The 15,178-nt window shown below is 71.7% G+C and carries 13 protein-coding genes; 8 read left to right on the top strand and 5 right to left on the bottom strand.

All coding sequences use genetic code 11. The features are described from left to right. Nucleotides 1-45: 45 nt before the first annotated feature. Nucleotides 46-1,074, bottom strand: coding sequence for a YihY/virulence factor BrkB family protein (locus ACIBSW_RS29395; RefSeq protein WP_354722076.1), 1,029 nt, complete (start codon nucleotides 1,072-1,074; stop codon nucleotides 46-48). Between the two features lie 99 nt (nucleotides 1,075-1,173). On the opposite strand from ACIBSW_RS29395, the gene ACIBSW_RS29390 reads away from it, so the two are divergent. The 6 genes from ACIBSW_RS29390 to ACIBSW_RS29365 are packed head-to-tail and all read left to right on the top strand — an operon-like array spanning nucleotide 1,174 to nucleotide 5,375. Continuing rightward, nucleotides 1,174-1,989, top strand: coding sequence for a YndJ family protein (locus ACIBSW_RS29390; protein WP_354722075.1), 816 nt, complete (start codon nucleotides 1,174-1,176; stop codon nucleotides 1,987-1,989). Nucleotides 1,990-2,005: 16 nt separating this feature from the next. Then, entirely contained in the window at nucleotides 2,006-2,512 is a 507-nt protein-coding gene (locus tag ACIBSW_RS29385) for a DUF1990 domain-containing protein (RefSeq protein WP_354722074.1), read from the top strand. Further along, a complete protein-coding gene (locus tag ACIBSW_RS29380) occupies nucleotides 2,509-3,285 on the top strand; it encodes an MBL fold metallo-hydrolase (protein ID WP_354722073.1) in 777 nt (258 codons plus the stop codon). Before ACIBSW_RS29385 ends, ACIBSW_RS29380 begins: the two co-directional genes overlap by 4 nt. After that, on the top strand, nucleotides 3,282-3,863 hold the full coding sequence (locus ACIBSW_RS29375) for a VTT domain-containing protein (RefSeq protein ID WP_354722072.1): 582 nt from the start codon (nucleotides 3,282-3,284) through the stop codon (nucleotides 3,861-3,863). The genes ACIBSW_RS29380 and ACIBSW_RS29375 overlap by 4 nt, the downstream gene beginning before the upstream one ends. Before the next feature lie 26 nt (nucleotides 3,864-3,889). After that, the gene (locus ACIBSW_RS29370) at nucleotides 3,890-4,963 is read left to right on the top strand and encodes a hypothetical protein (RefSeq protein ID WP_354722071.1); all 1,074 of its coding nucleotides are present in this window, start codon (nucleotides 3,890-3,892) and stop codon (nucleotides 4,961-4,963) included. A gap of 16 nt (nucleotides 4,964-4,979) precedes the next feature. After that, nucleotides 4,980-5,375, top strand: a complete 396-nt coding sequence (locus ACIBSW_RS29365; protein WP_354722070.1) for a YbjQ family protein — start codon at nucleotides 4,980-4,982, stop codon at nucleotides 5,373-5,375. On the opposite strand, the gene ACIBSW_RS29360 is transcribed toward ACIBSW_RS29365, so the two are convergent. After that, entirely contained in the window at nucleotides 5,372-6,298 is a 927-nt protein-coding gene (locus tag ACIBSW_RS29360) for a serine hydrolase (RefSeq protein ID WP_354722069.1), read from the bottom strand. The two genes, ACIBSW_RS29365 and ACIBSW_RS29360, sit on opposite strands and share 4 nt — an antisense overlap. 102 nt (nucleotides 6,299-6,400) lie before the next feature. Here ACIBSW_RS29360 and ACIBSW_RS29355 point away from each other — a divergent pair, with 102 nt between their 5' ends. Continuing rightward, a complete protein-coding gene (locus ACIBSW_RS29355; protein ID WP_354722068.1) occupies nucleotides 6,401-7,159 on the top strand; it encodes a hypothetical protein in 759 nt (252 codons plus the stop codon). 124 nt (nucleotides 7,160-7,283) lie between these two features. After that, nucleotides 7,284-10,361: a glycosyl hydrolase gene (locus ACIBSW_RS29350; RefSeq protein WP_354722067.1), complete on the top strand. Its 3,078-nt coding sequence runs from the start codon at nucleotides 7,284-7,286 to the stop codon at nucleotides 10,359-10,361. A 57-nt stretch (nucleotides 10,362-10,418) separates the two neighbouring features. Here the strand turns inward: ACIBSW_RS29350 and ACIBSW_RS29345 are convergent, their stop codons facing one another. From ACIBSW_RS29345 to ACIBSW_RS29335, 3 genes are all read right to left on the bottom strand, one after another. Beyond that, nucleotides 10,419-11,600, bottom strand: a complete 1,182-nt coding sequence (locus ACIBSW_RS29345; RefSeq protein ID WP_354722066.1) for a cytochrome P450 — start codon at nucleotides 11,598-11,600, stop codon at nucleotides 10,419-10,421. A gap of 96 nt (nucleotides 11,601-11,696) precedes the next feature. Then, nucleotides 11,697-12,737: a S1 family peptidase gene (locus ACIBSW_RS29340; RefSeq protein ID WP_354722065.1), complete on the bottom strand. Its 1,041-nt coding sequence runs from the start codon at nucleotides 12,735-12,737 to the stop codon at nucleotides 11,697-11,699. Between the two features lie 777 nt (nucleotides 12,738-13,514). Beyond that, nucleotides 13,515-14,753 (bottom strand): FAD/NAD(P)-binding protein, encoded by a 1,239-nt coding sequence (locus ACIBSW_RS29335; protein WP_354722085.1) that lies wholly within the window; start codon nucleotides 14,751-14,753, stop codon nucleotides 13,515-13,517. Nucleotides 14,754-15,178 lie beyond the last annotated feature (425 nt).

The raw sequence follows: 15,178 nt of genomic DNA, 5'->3' as shown, positions 1-15,178 counted from the left end.
CGTGTGGCTCCCGCCCGATAGGGGACTCGCGTCTGTGCGCGGGTGTTACCCCTTCGGGTCGGAGCTCACACCGGTCTCCCGCTGGCGTGGGACGGCGGCCCCCTCCGGCTGCTCGTCCGTGCCCGGCTCCCACACGTCGTGCAGGGCGGGCCGGGAGACGCCGACCCGCCTCGCCTCCAGCTGGGCGGCGAACGCCAGGCCCAGGAAGAGCGCGATCCCGGTGAGGTTGGCCCAGAGCAGCAGCGCCATGATCGCCGTGAGCGGCCCGTAGGTGGCGCCGAACCCGTCGCTGACCCGGACGTAACCGGCCAGCAGCAGGCTGGCGACCCACCACAGGACGGTGGCCAGCGTCGCGCCGAACAGCAGCCAGCTCAGCGCGGGCTGGCGGCGCCGCGGCGAGTGCCGGAACAGCAGCCCCACCGCGAACACGATGAGGGCCAGGCTCACCGGCCAGCGCACCCAGTCCCAGGCCGTCAGCGCGCCCGCGCCCCAGCCGTAGTGCCGGGCGACCGACTGCCCGGCGGAGTGCCCGGCGACCAGCAGCAGGAAGCCGAAGAGCGCGGGCAGCCCGGCCACCACCGCCAGGATCGCCGCCCGCAGGTACTTGTGCGTCGCCTTGCGGTCGCGCTCCACGCCATAGATCCGGTTGGCGCCGCGCTCGATCTGCGCCATCGCGGAGGTCAGCGCGAACAGCCCGGTGACCAGGCCGAGCGCGAGGGCGAGCTCGCCGGCGTCCTCGGTGCGCTCGTCGTCGTCGAGCAGCTGCGTGACCAGCGGCTCGCTGGCGCCGGGCGTCAGCGCGATGACGGTGTCCGCGACGACCTCGCCGCCCTCGGAGACGCCGAGGTCGGTGGCGAGCCCGGAGAGCGCGATGAGGAACGGCACGATGGCGAGGCAGAGCTGCAGCGCGAAGGCCCGGGAGTGGCTGAAGCCGTCGCCGTAGCGGAACCGGACGAAGGCGTCGCGCAGCAGGTGCCAGCGCCCGTAGTGCCGCAGGGCCAGGAACGCGTCGTCCGCCGAGAGCTCGTCCCCCGGCATCATCCGGGTCTCGGGAACCGGCTCTGTGCTGCTCACGCGGCAAGTGTGCAGTAACCCGCACCACTACAGCGACCCCACCCCCGTGGGTTACAGTGACACCAGACTTGAACACGTTCAAAGAAGTGGGTGGGTGCCATGCGGGTGCTGGTGAACCTCCTGGTGATGATCGGCATGCTGGTCGTCGTCCCGGCCGGGCTGCGGCTGCTCGCCGACCCCGGCATCGAGCTGGCCCGCCGGTGCTGGCCGGTCGGCGCGGTCGCCGGCGCGGCCAGCCTGTGGCTGCCCCGGGGCACCGTGGCGACCGCCCTGGCTACCGTCTACGCGGTGGCGGCGGCGCTGCTCTGCGCGTACGCGATGAGTCGCCCGCCCCGGCCCCGCCGCGAGTGGCCCGCCGAGGCCGCCGTGCTCACCGCCCTGGTCGGCCCGGCCGTCGCGGCGAGCGCGCTGATCGCCGAGCGGGCCGGATACCGGTTGTTCTCGTTCGACCTGGACGTGCTGGCGCTGACCGTCGCGCACTTCCACTTCGCCGGGTTCGCCGCCGCGCTGATCGCCGGGCTGCTGACCCGGGTCGCGCCGAGCCGGGCGGCCGACGCGGCCGCGCTGACCGTGCCCGCCGGCACGCTGCTGGTGCTGCTGGGCTACTTCACCGGCGAGGCGGTCGAGCTCGCCGGCGCGCTGGTGCTGACCGCGGGCATGTGGACGGTGGGCTGGCTGGTCTGGCGCTACGCGCGCACCGGCGCGGCCGACCGGCTCACCGCGTTGCTGCTGGGCGGCTCCGCGGCCGTGCTCGCGGTGTCGATGGTGCTCGCGGTGAGCTGGGCGCTCGGCGAGGCGACCGGGCTGCCGCACCCGTCGCTGGGCTGGATGGCGGCGACGCACGGGGTGGCGAACGCGCTGGGTTTCGCGGTGTGCGGCATGGTGGGCTGGCGCCGAGCCGGGGCGATTCTCTGAATCAGGGAGGAATTTCATGAGTGGGTTCACCTATGCCGAGGTCGGCGCGACCCGGCACGAGCCGCTGCCGGTCGGCTACCGGCACCTGCACTACCGCACGGAGCTCGGCCGCGACGACTTCGCCGCCGCGGCCGACGCGATCCTGACCCTGCGGATGCACCGCGCGACCGGCGCCCGGATCCGCACGGACGCCGACCGGGCCGCACCCGGCGTACGGCTGACGGTCGGCGCCGGGCCGCTGGTCGTGCCGTGCGAGGTGGTGTGGGCGGCGACCGGCACCGAACTGGCCGGCTTCGGCTACGGCACCCTCCCCGGGCACCAGGCCCGCGGCGAGGAGTCGTTCACGGTCGAGCGGGACGCCGACGGCCGCGTCTGGTTCGCGGTGACCGCGTTCAGCGCGCCGGCCCGCCTGCCGATGCGGCTGGCCGGCCCGGTCGCGGTCCTCGCACAGCACCTGTACGCGCGGATCTGCGGACGCGCTCTCCGACGCCTGTGTGCCCGGTCCCGTACGGTTGGTATGTGAGCGGGACCAGCGTCACCTGGTGGGGGCACAGCACGATGTGGCTGGCCGACTCCGGCGTCTGCCTGCTCACCGACCCGCTGCTCACCAACCGGGTGATCCACCTGCGCCGGCTGGCCGGGCCCCGGCCGGAGCTGCCCTGCGCCCCGGACGCGGTGCTCCTGTCCCACCTGCACGCCGACCACTTCCACCTGCGGTCGCTGCGGGCCATCCCCGGTGAGCCGCTGCTGATCGTGCCGCGCGGCGCGACCACGCTGGTGGCCACCGGCCTCGGCGCCGCCTACGCCGACCGCTGCGTCGAGCTGCTGCCGGGCGAGGAGACCACGGTCGGCGCGGTCACGGTGCGAGCGGTCGAGGCGGCGCACGACGGCGGCCGTGGCCCGTGGTCCCGGCTGCGCTCGGTGGCGATGGGCTTCGTGGTCGAGGGCGCCGCCCGCACCTGGTACAGCGGCGACACCGGCCTGTTCGACGGGATGTCCTCGCTGGGCCCGCTGGACCTCGCGCTGATACCGGTCGGCGGCTGGGGCCCCACCCTCGGCTCGGAGCACCACCTCGACGCGGCCGACGGCGCCGAGGCGCTGCGCCGGGTGAAGGCCGCCTGGGCGGTCCCCGTGCACTACGGCACGTTCTGGCCCGCGGGCCTGAGCCGGATCCGGCCGCACATGTTCCACGACCCGGGCACCGAGTTCGCCCGGCACGCCGCACGCACCTCCCCCGACACCCGGGTCCGGGTGCTCGCACAGGGCGAGACGCTCAGCTTCGAGCCGGCCACGTGATATCCGAACTCGGCGCCCTGGCCTGGCTGTCGCTCGTGGTGGCGTTCGGCGCGATCGTGCCGGTCATCCCCACCGGCGCGGCGGTCAGCGCCGCCGCCGCCCTGGCCTTCCACAACCACCCGCTGCTGATCGTCCTGGTCATCGCCGCCGGCGCGGTCGGCGCCTACGCCGGCGACCTGGTCATGTACGCGATGTGCCTGGTCGGCGGCGAAAAGCTCGCCCGGCGCCTGCACTGGCTGCGCGGCGAGGAACACCTGACGGCGATGAAGGAGCGGCTGCACCGCAGCCAGGTGCCGGTGCTGCTGGTCTCCCGGCTGCTGCCCGGCGGCCGGGTGCCGGTGCTGCTCGCCGCGGCGTTCCTCGGCCTGAGCTGGCGCACCTTCCTCGTGGCGAACGCGCCGGCCTGCCTGCTCTGGTCGACCGTCTACGCGGCCATCGGGGTGGCCGGCGGCTCGATCTTCCCGGAGCCGTGGCAGGGCGTGGTCGCGGCGGTCGCCCTGGTCCTGGTGGTCGGACAGATCGCCAGCCTGATCAGCAAGCGCCGGGCGGCCCGGCAGGAACAGACCGAGTCGGCCTAGCCACCCGGCCAAGTACCGTCGGTGGCATGAGCCAGACTCCACTGTGGGTGACGATAGTCGGGTTCCTCATCGGCCCCGCGGTAACCGTGGCCGTGCTGACCTTCTTCTTCAACAGGCGCCTCAACAAGGAGAAGGCGGCCCTCGACGAGTCCGTCCAGAAGCGCCTCAACGACCAGAAGTCGGCACTCGACAGGTCGGTTCAGGAACACCTGAACCGGCAGAATGCCGCGCTGTCGGAGAGCGCGAAGGAACAGGACGCGCGCAGGGACTATGCCTACGATGCCCGCAAACGTCTCTACGAGGTCACGGAGCCGCTCTTCTTTCAGCTCGCCGAACGGGCCGAGGACCTGGCGGGCCGGATAGTAGGACTGGCCAGGTGCGCACGGCAAGGCGATCTCGAGCCGGCCGACGGTTGGCTCTCCGGCGACGGCTACTACCTGCGGACGACCATTCATCGCCTGGTCGCCCCGGTAGCGATCTTCCACCTGCTACAGGACCGGATGACCCTGGTTGACCTGCGTCTCGACGAGGAGACGAGGATCCAGTACTGGATGGCGAAACAACTGGCCTGGACGATCACGGACGCCTACTCCTTCGCGAAGTGCGAACCCGAGCCGTTGCCGTACAAGCCGCAGGAAGAGCACCCGAATCAGGGGCTGCCGTCGGGTGTCCTCGAAGCGGCCGGCCAGTCCGTCATCGTCGCCGGAGGCGATTCTCCGGCTCGCGTCATGCGGTTCGGCGAGTTCGACGCCGCCTTCTCGAAGAACGGCAGCGCCGTCAATCAGGCGTGCCTACCGTTCCTGGGAATGCTGCTGAACTTCCATCCCCGGACCCATCCCGTCCTCTGGCGGATACTCGTCACGCAGTCCCATCTGTGCGCGGCCTTCATACACCGGCAGGATCGACGCGCCGGAGCGGACCGCGGCGCCCGCGTCGAGCCTTGGACCACGATCCCGCCGGAGCGGCGCGGCGACTACGACTGGCGGCAGAACGGAGAGACGGCCGGCGACAGGGAGGTCCTGACCGTCCCGTTCGAAGTCGCCCGGAACTACCTGGAATCGCGCTACCTGTCGCCGCGCCGCCGGGGCGCCTTGCCTTGATCACTACGATCGAGGCATGTTGATCGTCAGCTCCGATGAGATTCCCGGCTACCGGATCGACGCGGTGTTCGGGGAGGTGTTCGGCATCACGGTGCGGTCCGGCAACATCGGCACCGGGCTGTCGGCGGGGTTCCGCGCGCTCAGCGGCGGCGAGATCCCCGAGATGACCCAGCTGATGACGCAGAGCCGCAACGAAGCCATGGGCCGCATGATCTGGCAGGCACGCCAGCGCCAGGCGAACGCCATCGTCGCGTTCCGGTTCGACAACGGCGAGCTGGCACAGGGCTGGAACGAGGTCTGCGCGTACGGCACGGCGGTCTGGGTGGTGCCGCTCACCGAGCACGCCAAGCAGCAGCACGAGTCGATGACCCAGGCCGGCGGCCTACCTCACCAGGTCCAGCACACGCCTTAGTACTTCAGGTGCTGGCGGGTCAGCTTGGCGACCTTCTGCACCAGGGTGATGCCGGCGTTCATGCTCTTGTTGTTGTGCGAGAGCACCGCGATCGAGACGTTCACGTCGTCGTCCAGGGTCACCCGCCCGACCGTGTTGACCGCCCACAGGCCGCCGTCCTTGCTGCGGGTGTCCCAGCCGTTCTTCACCGTGGCGGTCTCGCCGCTCTTCGCGACGAACGGCACGCCCCAGTCCTGGCTGTCGTCGACCGTGTTCATCAGCGTGAACACCAGCTTGCGCGAGTCGGAGTCCAGCGGCCCCGCCTTGTCCACCAGCTCGGACAGCAGCTTCACCTGGTCGTTCACCGTCGTCCGGGTGAGACCCCAGGCGTTGTTGACCACGGTCTGGCTCAGGCCCAGCCGCTTGTTGCACTTGCCGACCGCCGTCGCCTTGCCGAGCTGGTTGAAGAGCGACGTGGTGGCGTTGTTGTCGCTGAGCCGGATCATCCGCTTCGCCAGCGACAGCTGGTTCGAGGACAGGTCGCGGCCGGCGTCCTGCGCCTTCAGCAGCATGCAGGCCAGCACCTGGACCTTGACGATGCTGGCGGTGTCGTACTTCTCCGAGCCCCGGTACGAGTAACGCTCGCCGGTCTTCTTGTCGAGGACGGCGACGGAGAACTCGGGGGCGGTGGCCGCGTACTTCTTCAGGGCGGCGTCGAGGGCCTTGGTGCGCTTGGCCCGCTCCTGCGCGGCCAGTTCCTCCGGACTCGGGCCCGTCGGCGTGGGTGCGGCCGTCGGCTTGTCCTCACCGAACGTGAGGGAGCGCGGCAGAACGCCGCCGCCGGCACCGCCGCTGTCGTCCTTGATGCCCAGGCCGATCAGGGACGCGCCGCCCACGATCACCGCTACCGCGCACGGGAAGATCCAGAGTCGGGTTCGTCGCACATATGCATACTGCCGTGACTCTTACGGGATCCCAAACTATACTACCGAGCGCTCACCCGATCTCACTATCAGTCACTGGCACCGCCGGGCACAATGGTGGCCATGGCCCTTCTCCCGTCACCTGCCGCCCTCGTCGAGTTCAGCCGGTACGCGATCGGTCAGGTGGTGGAGACCGCGGCCTCCGTCGCCACGGTCCCGGTCCGCGCGCTCAGCCTGCTCGGCCAGACCGAACTGCTGGTCAGCCGCATCACGGTGCTGGCCGAGCGCGCCGAGGGGCTGATCGAGCGGGTCGACGACGTGCTCGACCGCGTCGACGGCGTGGTCGACGGCGCCGAGGAGGCGCTGACCGACACCAAGGTGATCATGGCAGGCGCCGCGCTGGCCGTCGACGAGGCCGGCGTGCTCGTGCCGCGCGCGGCGCAGCTGCTGGAGAGCGTGTCCGCCACCACCGACGGGGCCGGCGCGATCCTGACCGAGGCCGGCGCCGTCGCCGGCGCGGCCTCCGTGGTGGTCCGGCAGGCGGAGGCGACCTCGGCCGAGGCCCGCGAGCTGCTCGACGCGTACGGCGCGACGCTGCGCCGCGCGGCTCCCCTGGCGCAGCGGTTCGTGGAGGAGCTGACGCCGGAGGAGATCACCGCCGCGATCCGCATGATCGACGAGCTGCCCCGGCTGCGGGAGCACCTGAGCGACGACGTGATGCCGCTGCTCGGCACGCTCGACAAGGTCGGGCCCGACCTGCACGCGCTGCTCGACGTGGTCAGGGACCTGCGGATGGCCATCGTCGGGATCCCCGGACTCAAGATGCTGCGCCGCCGCGGCGAGGAGCAGGTCGCCGAGGACGAGGCCAACGACCGCCCGTGAGCAGGCACTATTCACTGCCGTAAACATTGACGAAACACTTTCGGTACAGTTAGCCTCGCGGGACCGTGAGAGCGCTCTCTCACCACTGCTCCGACCCCCGTTTCCCCATCGGAGGCACCCCCGCATGCATCCCCCGATCCCCCCGTCCCCGCACGCCCACCGACGATCACCGCGCGGCCGGCTGGCCGGCTTCGCCGCGGCCGTCGCCGTCGCCCTCGGCGCAGGCTTCCTCGCCGTCGCCGTGACCGGAACGGCGCAGGCGGCGACCGTCGGAGCCGGCAGCTACACCGAGACCCTGCCCGCCGGCGCGAAACTCCCCGCGGGCTGCGGCAACATGTCGGCCAACCCGCGGCAGTACCTGACCTCTAACGCGCCCGCCGGGCCGGTGCCGACCAACGACTGGTGGTCGTCGCTGCTGTTCAAGAAGGGCGACGACTGCAACTTCTCGCAGGCGCTGTTCGCCGGGCCGGCCGCGTACCGGCCGGTGGCGAGCGGGCTCGGGCTGTCCTACCAGACCGACGCGGCCATCAGCGGCAGCGCGACCGGCCTCGGCGAATACCACTTCCCGTACGCGCAGCACGTCGTCGTCGGCGTCGCCGGCCTGAACGCCACGCAGGCGCTCGTGGACGGCTGGAGCGACTGGACGGTGACGCCGTCCTGGAGCGACGGCGCCCGCACCATGAAGGCGACCATCGGCCACGGCCTGCCGCTCTCCTACTACCAGGTGACCGGCGGCGACGCGCTGCTGAGCATCACCGGACCGCCGACGGCCTGGCAGAACAGCGGCAACCGAATCGGCTTCTCGATCGGCGGCCACGACTACGTCGCGTACGGCCCGGCCGGCTCGACATGGACGCTGAGCGGCAGCACCATCCGCTCCAACCTCGCCGGCAAGGGCTACTTCTCGGTGGCCGTGCTGCCGACGCTCTCCAGCGCGGCCACCGCCGACAAGATCGCGCTCGCCGACACCTACGGCCAGTACGCACAGAACCACGTGACCGGCACCCGGATGTCGTACGCCTACAACCAGGCCGCCGGAACGGTGAACACCACGTACGCGTTCACCACCGTCGCCCGCGAGGGCGGCGGCACCGGCACGGTCATCGCGCTCTACCCGCACCAGTGGCGCTACCTCACCGGCTCGACCCCGCTGTCGCGCACCTACGTCTCGCCGCGCGGCGCCATGAAGATCGTCACCGGCGCGAGCTTCCAGACCTCCATGCGGTACACCGGCGTGCTGCCGGAGATCCCCGCCGTCGGCGACTCCGGCGGCGCCGACCTCAGCACGATCACCGCCTTCCTCAACAACGAGCTGAACAACCCGGCCGACTTCCGCGGCGACGACACGTACTGGACCGGCAAGGGCCTCGGCCGGGCCGCCCGGATCGCGGAGATCGCCGACCAGCTGAACATCACCTCGGTACGCGACTCGGCACTCAACGTCATCCGGACCCGGCTGACGGACTGGTTCACCGCGTCGGCCGGCAAGTCGTCGCGGGTCTTCTACTACGACCGCAACTGGGGCACGCTGATCGGCTACCCCGCGTCGTACGCGTCCGACGAGGACCTCAACGACCACCACTTCCACTACGGCTACTTCGTCGCGGCGGCGGCGACGCTCGCCAAGTTCGACCCGGCCTGGGCCGCGCCCGGCCAGTACGGCGGCATGGTCGACCTGCTCATCCGCGACGCCAACAACTACGACCGCAACGACACGCGGTTCCCGTACCTGCGGGACTTCGACATCTACGCGGGCCACGACTGGGCCTCGGGGCACGGCGCGTTCGGTGCCGGCAACAACCAGGAGTCCTCCTCGGAGGGGCAGAACTTCGCCAACGCGCTGATCCAGTGGGGCCAGGCGACCGGCAACAACGCCGTACGCGACGCCGGGATCTGGCTGCACACCACGCAGGCCGCGGCGATCAACGAGTACTGGTTCGACGTGCGCAACGAGAACTTCCCGGCGAGCTGGGGCCACAACTACTCGGCCATCGTGTGGGGCTCGGGCGGCGCGTACGCGACGTGGTTCTCGGGTGACCACGCCATGGTCGTCGGCATCAACATGCTGCCGATGACGGGCGGCCAGCTCTACCTCGGCGACTACCCCGAGTCGGTCAAGGCCACCTACGCCGAGCTGGTGCGCAACAACGGCGGCGAACCGACGGCCTGGCGCGACATGCTCTGGCAGTACCTCGCGCTCGGCGACCCGGACGCGGCGCTGGCGAAATTCCGGGCGAACAGCTCCTACACCTCCGAGGAGGGCGAGAGCAAGGCGCACACGTTCCACTGGCTGCGCAACCTCGCGGCGCTCGGCCAGGTCGACACCGGCGTGACGGCGAACCACCCGCTGGCCAAGGTGTTCTCGAAGAACGGCGCGAAGACGTACGTCGCGTCGAACATCACGAACACCGCGCTGACGGTCACGTACTCCGACGGCAGGACGCTGAGCGTCCCGGCCGGCCGGACCGTCGCGAGCGGGGCGACCAACTGGAGCGGCGGCAACGCCACCGGCGGCGGCACGGTCACGACGCCGCCGACCACGCCGCCGACCAGCTCACCGACCCCGACCCCGACGCCGACCACCTGCGCCGGCGGCGCGCTGCTCTCGCAGGGCCGGACCGCGACGGCGTCCTCGGTGGAGGCCGGCTACCCCGCCGAACTCGCCGTCGACGGCAACGCGAGCACCCGCTGGTCCAGCGCGTTCGCCGACCCGCAGCACCTGCAGGTCGACCTCGGCGCAGCGCAGGCCCTCGGCCGGGCCGAGCTCAGCTGGGAGGCCGCGTACGCGAAGGCGTACCGGATAGAGACCTCGACGAACGGGACCGCCTGGACCACCGCCGCGACGGTGACCGCCGGCACCGGCGGCAACGTCACGCACGCCATCTCGGGCACCGCCCGCTACGTGCGGATGAGCGGCACCGAGCGGGGCACGCCGTACGGGTACTCGCTGTTCGAGTTCAAGGTGTTCGGCTGCGCGGGCGCCACGACGCCGCCGACCACGGCCCCGACCACCGCCCCGACCCCGACGCCGACCCCGACCGCCACGACGGATGCGCCGGTGGCGGCGTGGGCGCCGAACACCGCGTACGCGGTGGGCCGGATCGTCACCTACAACGGCGTGCGGTACCGGTGCCTGCAGGCGCACACGTCACTGACGGGCTGGGAGCCGCCGAACGTCCCGGCGCTCTGGGCGACCAGCTGACGCCGGGACCCGCCCTGCCGCAGGCCCTCTCGGGGGCGGCGGCAGGGCGGGTCGCGGTCAGGATTGCGGATCGACCTCGACGCGCAGGCCGGTGAGCTCGTAGGACGCGATCTCCGCCCGGATGCCCACCTTCGGCGGGTTCACCATCCGCAGCCCCGGCAGGGCGAAGAGCTTGGTCAGGAAGATGTCCGTCTCCTGAATGGCGATGTACGAGCCCGGGCAGCGGTGCGGCCCGTCGCCGAACGACAGCCCCGCGTCGCCGGTACCCTCCGCCAGCGGCCGCGCCGGGCAGATCCGGCCCGGGTCCGCGCCGACCGCCGAGGGGTCGACGTTCGCCGCCGCGACCCCGATGTCGACCCGCGCGCCGGCCGGGATCGTCGCGCCGCCGATCTCGATCTCCTGCGTCGTCCAGCGGTAGAGGTTCGCCACCACCGGTTCGAGGCGCAGGATCTCGTGCAGGATGGCGACCCGCTCGGACTCCGAGCCCTCTGTGTAGGCCGCACGCAGCTCGGCGTCGGTGAAGAGGTGCCAGGCCGCGAGCGTGATGAACTCCCGGGTGGTCACCATCCCCGCCGCCGCGAACGTCACGCACTCGCCGAGGATCTCGGGGTTCTTGCAGCCCTCGGTGAGCAGGTGGCTGATCAGGTCGTCCCGGCCGCCGCCGCGCCGCGCGTTGATCGCCGGGCGGACGTCGTTCCAGTAGAACAGCAGCAGGTTGACCCGGGAGCGGAACTCCTTCCACATCCGGGCCGGGCGGCTGCCGGTGGTCTTCTCCTCGAAGAAGAGGTCCAGGCGCTTCGCCATGCCGGGTCCGCTCTCGGTCAGCCCGATGACCTCGGCCGCGACCGCCACGGCCAGGCGGAACGACAACTGCGACAGGTCCGCGGAGCCGCGGGCTCGCAGCTCCGCGCACTGCTCCTCGGCCAGCCGGTCCATCAGCGACCGGTACGCTGTGTCGACCCGCTTCGGGGTGAAGAACCGGGCCGTCTGGCGACGGTGCTCGCGATGCTCGGGGCCGTCACGGTAGAGCACCGGCATGCGCATGCGGCCCTCGTGCCGCGTGGCGTTCTCCGCGTCGAAGCCCGCCTGGCGGGTCTCGGTGCTGCGCAGCATCGACCGCGCGGTGGAGTAGTCCTGGATGCGCCAGACGCCGTCGGCGTCGGCGTGGACGGGGCAACCCGGGTCAAGCCCTCCTCGTCCGACCTTGCGTTTCGACTCGAGCGGTGTTTCTGCAGGCATCTAAGGATTCTTGTCTGTCGCTGTCATGGTGTCCAATCACGCACAGCCAGAGAGGCCCCACCGGGCGGGTGGGGCCTCTCCGTGGTGGAAGGTGGATCAGAACACCGAGACGCCGTACACGTTCAGCGCCTCGACGACCGGCTGGAAGTACGTGGTGCCGCCGGAGCTGCAGTTGCCGCTGCCGCCGGAGGTCAGGCCCAGCGCGGTGGTACCGGAGTAGAGCGAGCCGCCGCTGTCGCCCGGCTCGGCGCAGACGGAGGTCCGGATCAGGCCGGAGACGGAGCCCTGGCTGTAGTTGACCGTGCTGTTCAGCGCGGTGACGCGGCCCGAGCGCAGGCCGGTGGTGCTGCCGCGGCGGTAGACCGTGGCACCGACGGCCGGGGTACCGGCCGACGTGATGTCCTGCGAGCCGACGCCACCGGTCTTGGTGATGGTGGTGTTGGTGTAGCGCACGATGCCGTAGTCGTTGCCCGGGAAGCTGGTGCCGGCCCGGGTGCCGAGCGTGGCGGAACCGTTCGTCCAGGTCGTGGCGCTGTTGGTGCAGTGACCGGCGGTCAGGAAGTAGTTGGTGCTGCCGCTGCGGACGTTGAAGCCGAGCGAGCAGCGGCCACCGCCGCCGTAGATCGCGTCACCACCGGAGATGGTGGTCTGCAGCGTGCCGGGTACCGACTCGAAGGAGGCCCGGTCGCCGAGCTTGGCGACGATCGCCTTGACGGCGTCGAGCTTCGCGCCGGTGACGGTGCTGTCCGCGGTGACCACGATCTTGTTGCTGACCGGGTCCAGGCCGAAGGACGTGCCGGGGGTCTTGAGCTGCGCCTTCAGGGTGGTGTCAGCGGCGGCGAGCACGGCGCCGCTGTTCGCGACGTAGCGGGGGGTCGCGCCGGCCACGGCCACCGACTCGGCGGTCGCGGCGTCGGTCACGTTGACCACGACCTTGCCGGCCGAGTCGATGAAGGAGCCGGCGGCCGCCGCGCCGAGCTGGGTGTCCAGCTTTCCGGCGAGGGCCGACGGGGCGAACGAGGGATCCGATGCGACGCTCGGGGCGGCGGATGCGGGTGACGCGAACGCACTGCCTGCAAGCAAGACGGCGGCCAGGCCGACGATCGGTCGGCCGAGCTTGGAGCCGGGGTTACGCACTTGTTCCTCCCAGGGGGATGAGGTGTACGCCGGGTGCCCGGAGTACCGGTGCCATCGGTAGTATCGAGAAGATTCGATGTGGACTCAAGGCTCGTGTAGGTCGGCGCAGAGTCACCTAGATGGCCGTCAAACCGCCTCTGAGCTGCGGAAACTTTGTCGTCATATCATCGGGCTATCACTAGTTCGGGATGCCGACGGTCGGGCGGGAATGCGCCGAACCGGTCGCCGGTGACGGCGCCCGGGGCGCTGGCCGCCCTGCTGGCGACGCTCACGGCGCCAGCGCTCCACGCCCAGCCGGAGTCAGCCCGCGCGCCGGCGAGGCGGACACCACCGCGAGAAAACGGCTACCTGGGATGGCGCCGCCAACCATCGGCCGTCCACAGGCCGCCCACGTCCGGGACACCAACCCCAGCGCGCCTACCCCCAGCACAGACATCCACAGACGGCGTCGTCGAGCAGCGGCAGTCCGACCCGGCGCTGGGACACATCGGCGGGACGGCGCTGTGGCTGGCCGCGGTACTTGCCGCCGCCTACCGCAACACCCAGCGCCAGCGCCGACCATCCACAGGGGTCCCACGGCTTCACCGGGTCCAGCCGCTGCCGGACTTCACCCAGCCCTTGAACTGCAGTACCGATTGCAGCCGCGCCGGCCCGCGGATGAAACCCGGACCGGACCCCAAGGGCAGCACCGAGTCCACGCGCGACCGAACACCAAAGGCGGGCCGACGGGCCGCCCGGTCTTCAGCGAACGCCTATCGCGTCAGTAACCGCAAGCCCCTACGCGGCGGCCGCGACTCGGACGCCTGCGTGCAGATCGGTGACGAGCCGCCGCGCCTGGGCACGAATCTCGGGCACGGCGGTGGTCTCCCACCGCGCACCGCGACGCAGCGGGCCGATGACCCAGATCCGATCGTGCGCCCGCCCACCGGCGCCGATCAGGCGGCCGTCGGCGTCGATGTCGAGGCCGAGACCGTGCGGGCCGACCTGGGCCAGGCCGGCGGCGAGCAGCCCACCGACCAGCGGCCCGGCCGCACCCGGCAGCCGCCCGGGCCCGGCGCAGTTGACGACGGCCGCGAAGTCCGCGAGACCGGGCCACGCGGCCACCCCGCCCGCGCGGATCTCCAGCAGCCCCGCCGCCCGAAGCTGCGCGACCCGGGCGCCGACCTCCGGCGCCATCCGATGCCGGTGGCATTCCCAGGGCCGGGCCAGGTGCCGCAGGAACGCATCCTGCTCGGCCGGGCTGAGCGCGGTCCAAAGCTCATCCAGGTACGGCCGGAGCCCGTCGACAATGGCCCGCCAGTCCCCCGCCTCCCCGGCCGCGGCGCGCACGGCCCGGACGACGTCCCGCAGCGTGGCGCAGTCGTCGAGCGACGGCACGGCCGGCGGCGCCGCGTCCGCGGTGTGCGTCAGCGGCAGCAGGCCACGCCGGCTCACTGCCACCACGGGCGCGGTCCGGCGCCCGTCGGCGGTCAGGGTGAGCGCGACGTCCACGGCGGTCAGCCCCGTGCCGACCAGCAGCACCAGCCGATCGGCGGGCAACGCCTCGAGCACCCCGGCCCGCCACGGATCCGCGATGTAATGCGGATGAACGATGGCCTGTCGCGAGGCCGCCGGCCCACCCGTGGCGAGGACGACATGCTCGGCCGCGATGACCGAGCCGTCGTCCAGCGCGACGGCGGCATCCGGGGTGATCGCCGTGGCCCGGGCACGGCGCAGCTGAAGGCGCCCGGGATGCGCGGCGGCCGCCTCGTCGAGAACGACTCGCAGATACCGCCCGTACTCGGCCCGAGGACGGAAGGCCTCCGGGGTGGTGGCCGCCCAGCGCACGAAGTGGCCCGGGTCGTCGGGGTCGGCGCTCATCGCACCGGCCCGCGAGTTGAGCAGGTGCCACGGCTGCGCGGAGCCGTAGGCGATCCCACCGCCCGGCTCGCCCGGCTCGATCAGCACGACGTCGTCGTCGCTACATCGCAGAAGCTGCCGGGCCACCAGGACCCCGGAGCACCCTCCCCCGACCACTGCCACCACACGCCCCACGGCCGCGCCCCCTATCTCCTATCGATACGATAGGCAAACAAGGGTTTTAGCACCAGTGGCGCGCCGCAGAAAGGGCGGATCTCAAGGGAACCCACCGCAAGGACGACGGCACACCACGCCCAACCACGCAAAAACCGCACCCACCGGGCACCGCCGCCCAGACCCACACCCGCGCCCGCACCACACCCAGGCCCCCGCCACGCCGGAGTACGCACCACTCAAGCTCCGCCGATCACCATGCCCACACCGTCGGGGAGCACGCCCCGCTCAAGCATCGGCGATCGCCAAGCCACACCGTCGCAGCAAGCACCGCGCAAGCATCGGCGGTCACGATGCCCACGCCAGCGGGACCAGGCACCCCGCAAGCATCGGCGGTCACGATGCCCACGCCAGCGGGACCAGGCACC

Origin of the sequence: Actinoplanes sp. NPDC049668 (assembly GCF_044465445.1) — a bacterium.
In the GTDB taxonomy this organism is placed as follows: Bacteria; Actinomycetota; Actinomycetes; order Mycobacteriales; family Micromonosporaceae; genus Actinoplanes.
The sequence above is the reverse complement of the archived record's forward strand: the minus strand, read 5'-3'. Positions and strand labels throughout refer to the sequence as shown.

Excerpts from the sequence above, each read along its gene's own strand:
- ACIBSW_RS29385 (WP_354722074.1), top strand. The coding sequence starts at position 2,006 with ATGAGTGGGTTCACCTATGCCGAGGTCGGCGCGACCCGGCACGAGCCG.
- ACIBSW_RS29390 (WP_354722075.1), top strand. The coding sequence starts at position 1,174 with ATGCGGGTGCTGGTGAACCTCCTGGTGATGATCGGCATGCTGGTCGTC.
- ACIBSW_RS29365 (WP_354722070.1), top strand. The coding sequence starts at position 4,980 with ATGTTGATCGTCAGCTCCGATGAGATTCCCGGCTACCGGATCGACGCG.
- ACIBSW_RS29355 (WP_354722068.1), top strand. The coding sequence starts at position 6,401 with ATGGCCCTTCTCCCGTCACCTGCCGCCCTCGTCGAGTTCAGCCGGTAC.
- ACIBSW_RS29370 (WP_354722071.1), top strand. The coding sequence starts at position 3,890 with ATGAGCCAGACTCCACTGTGGGTGACGATAGTCGGGTTCCTCATCGGC.
- ACIBSW_RS29345 (WP_354722066.1), bottom strand. The coding sequence starts at position 11,600 with ATGCCTGCAGAAACACCGCTCGAGTCGAAACGCAAGGTCGGACGAGGA.
- ACIBSW_RS29350 (WP_354722067.1), top strand. The coding sequence starts at position 7,284 with ATGCATCCCCCGATCCCCCCGTCCCCGCACGCCCACCGACGATCACCG.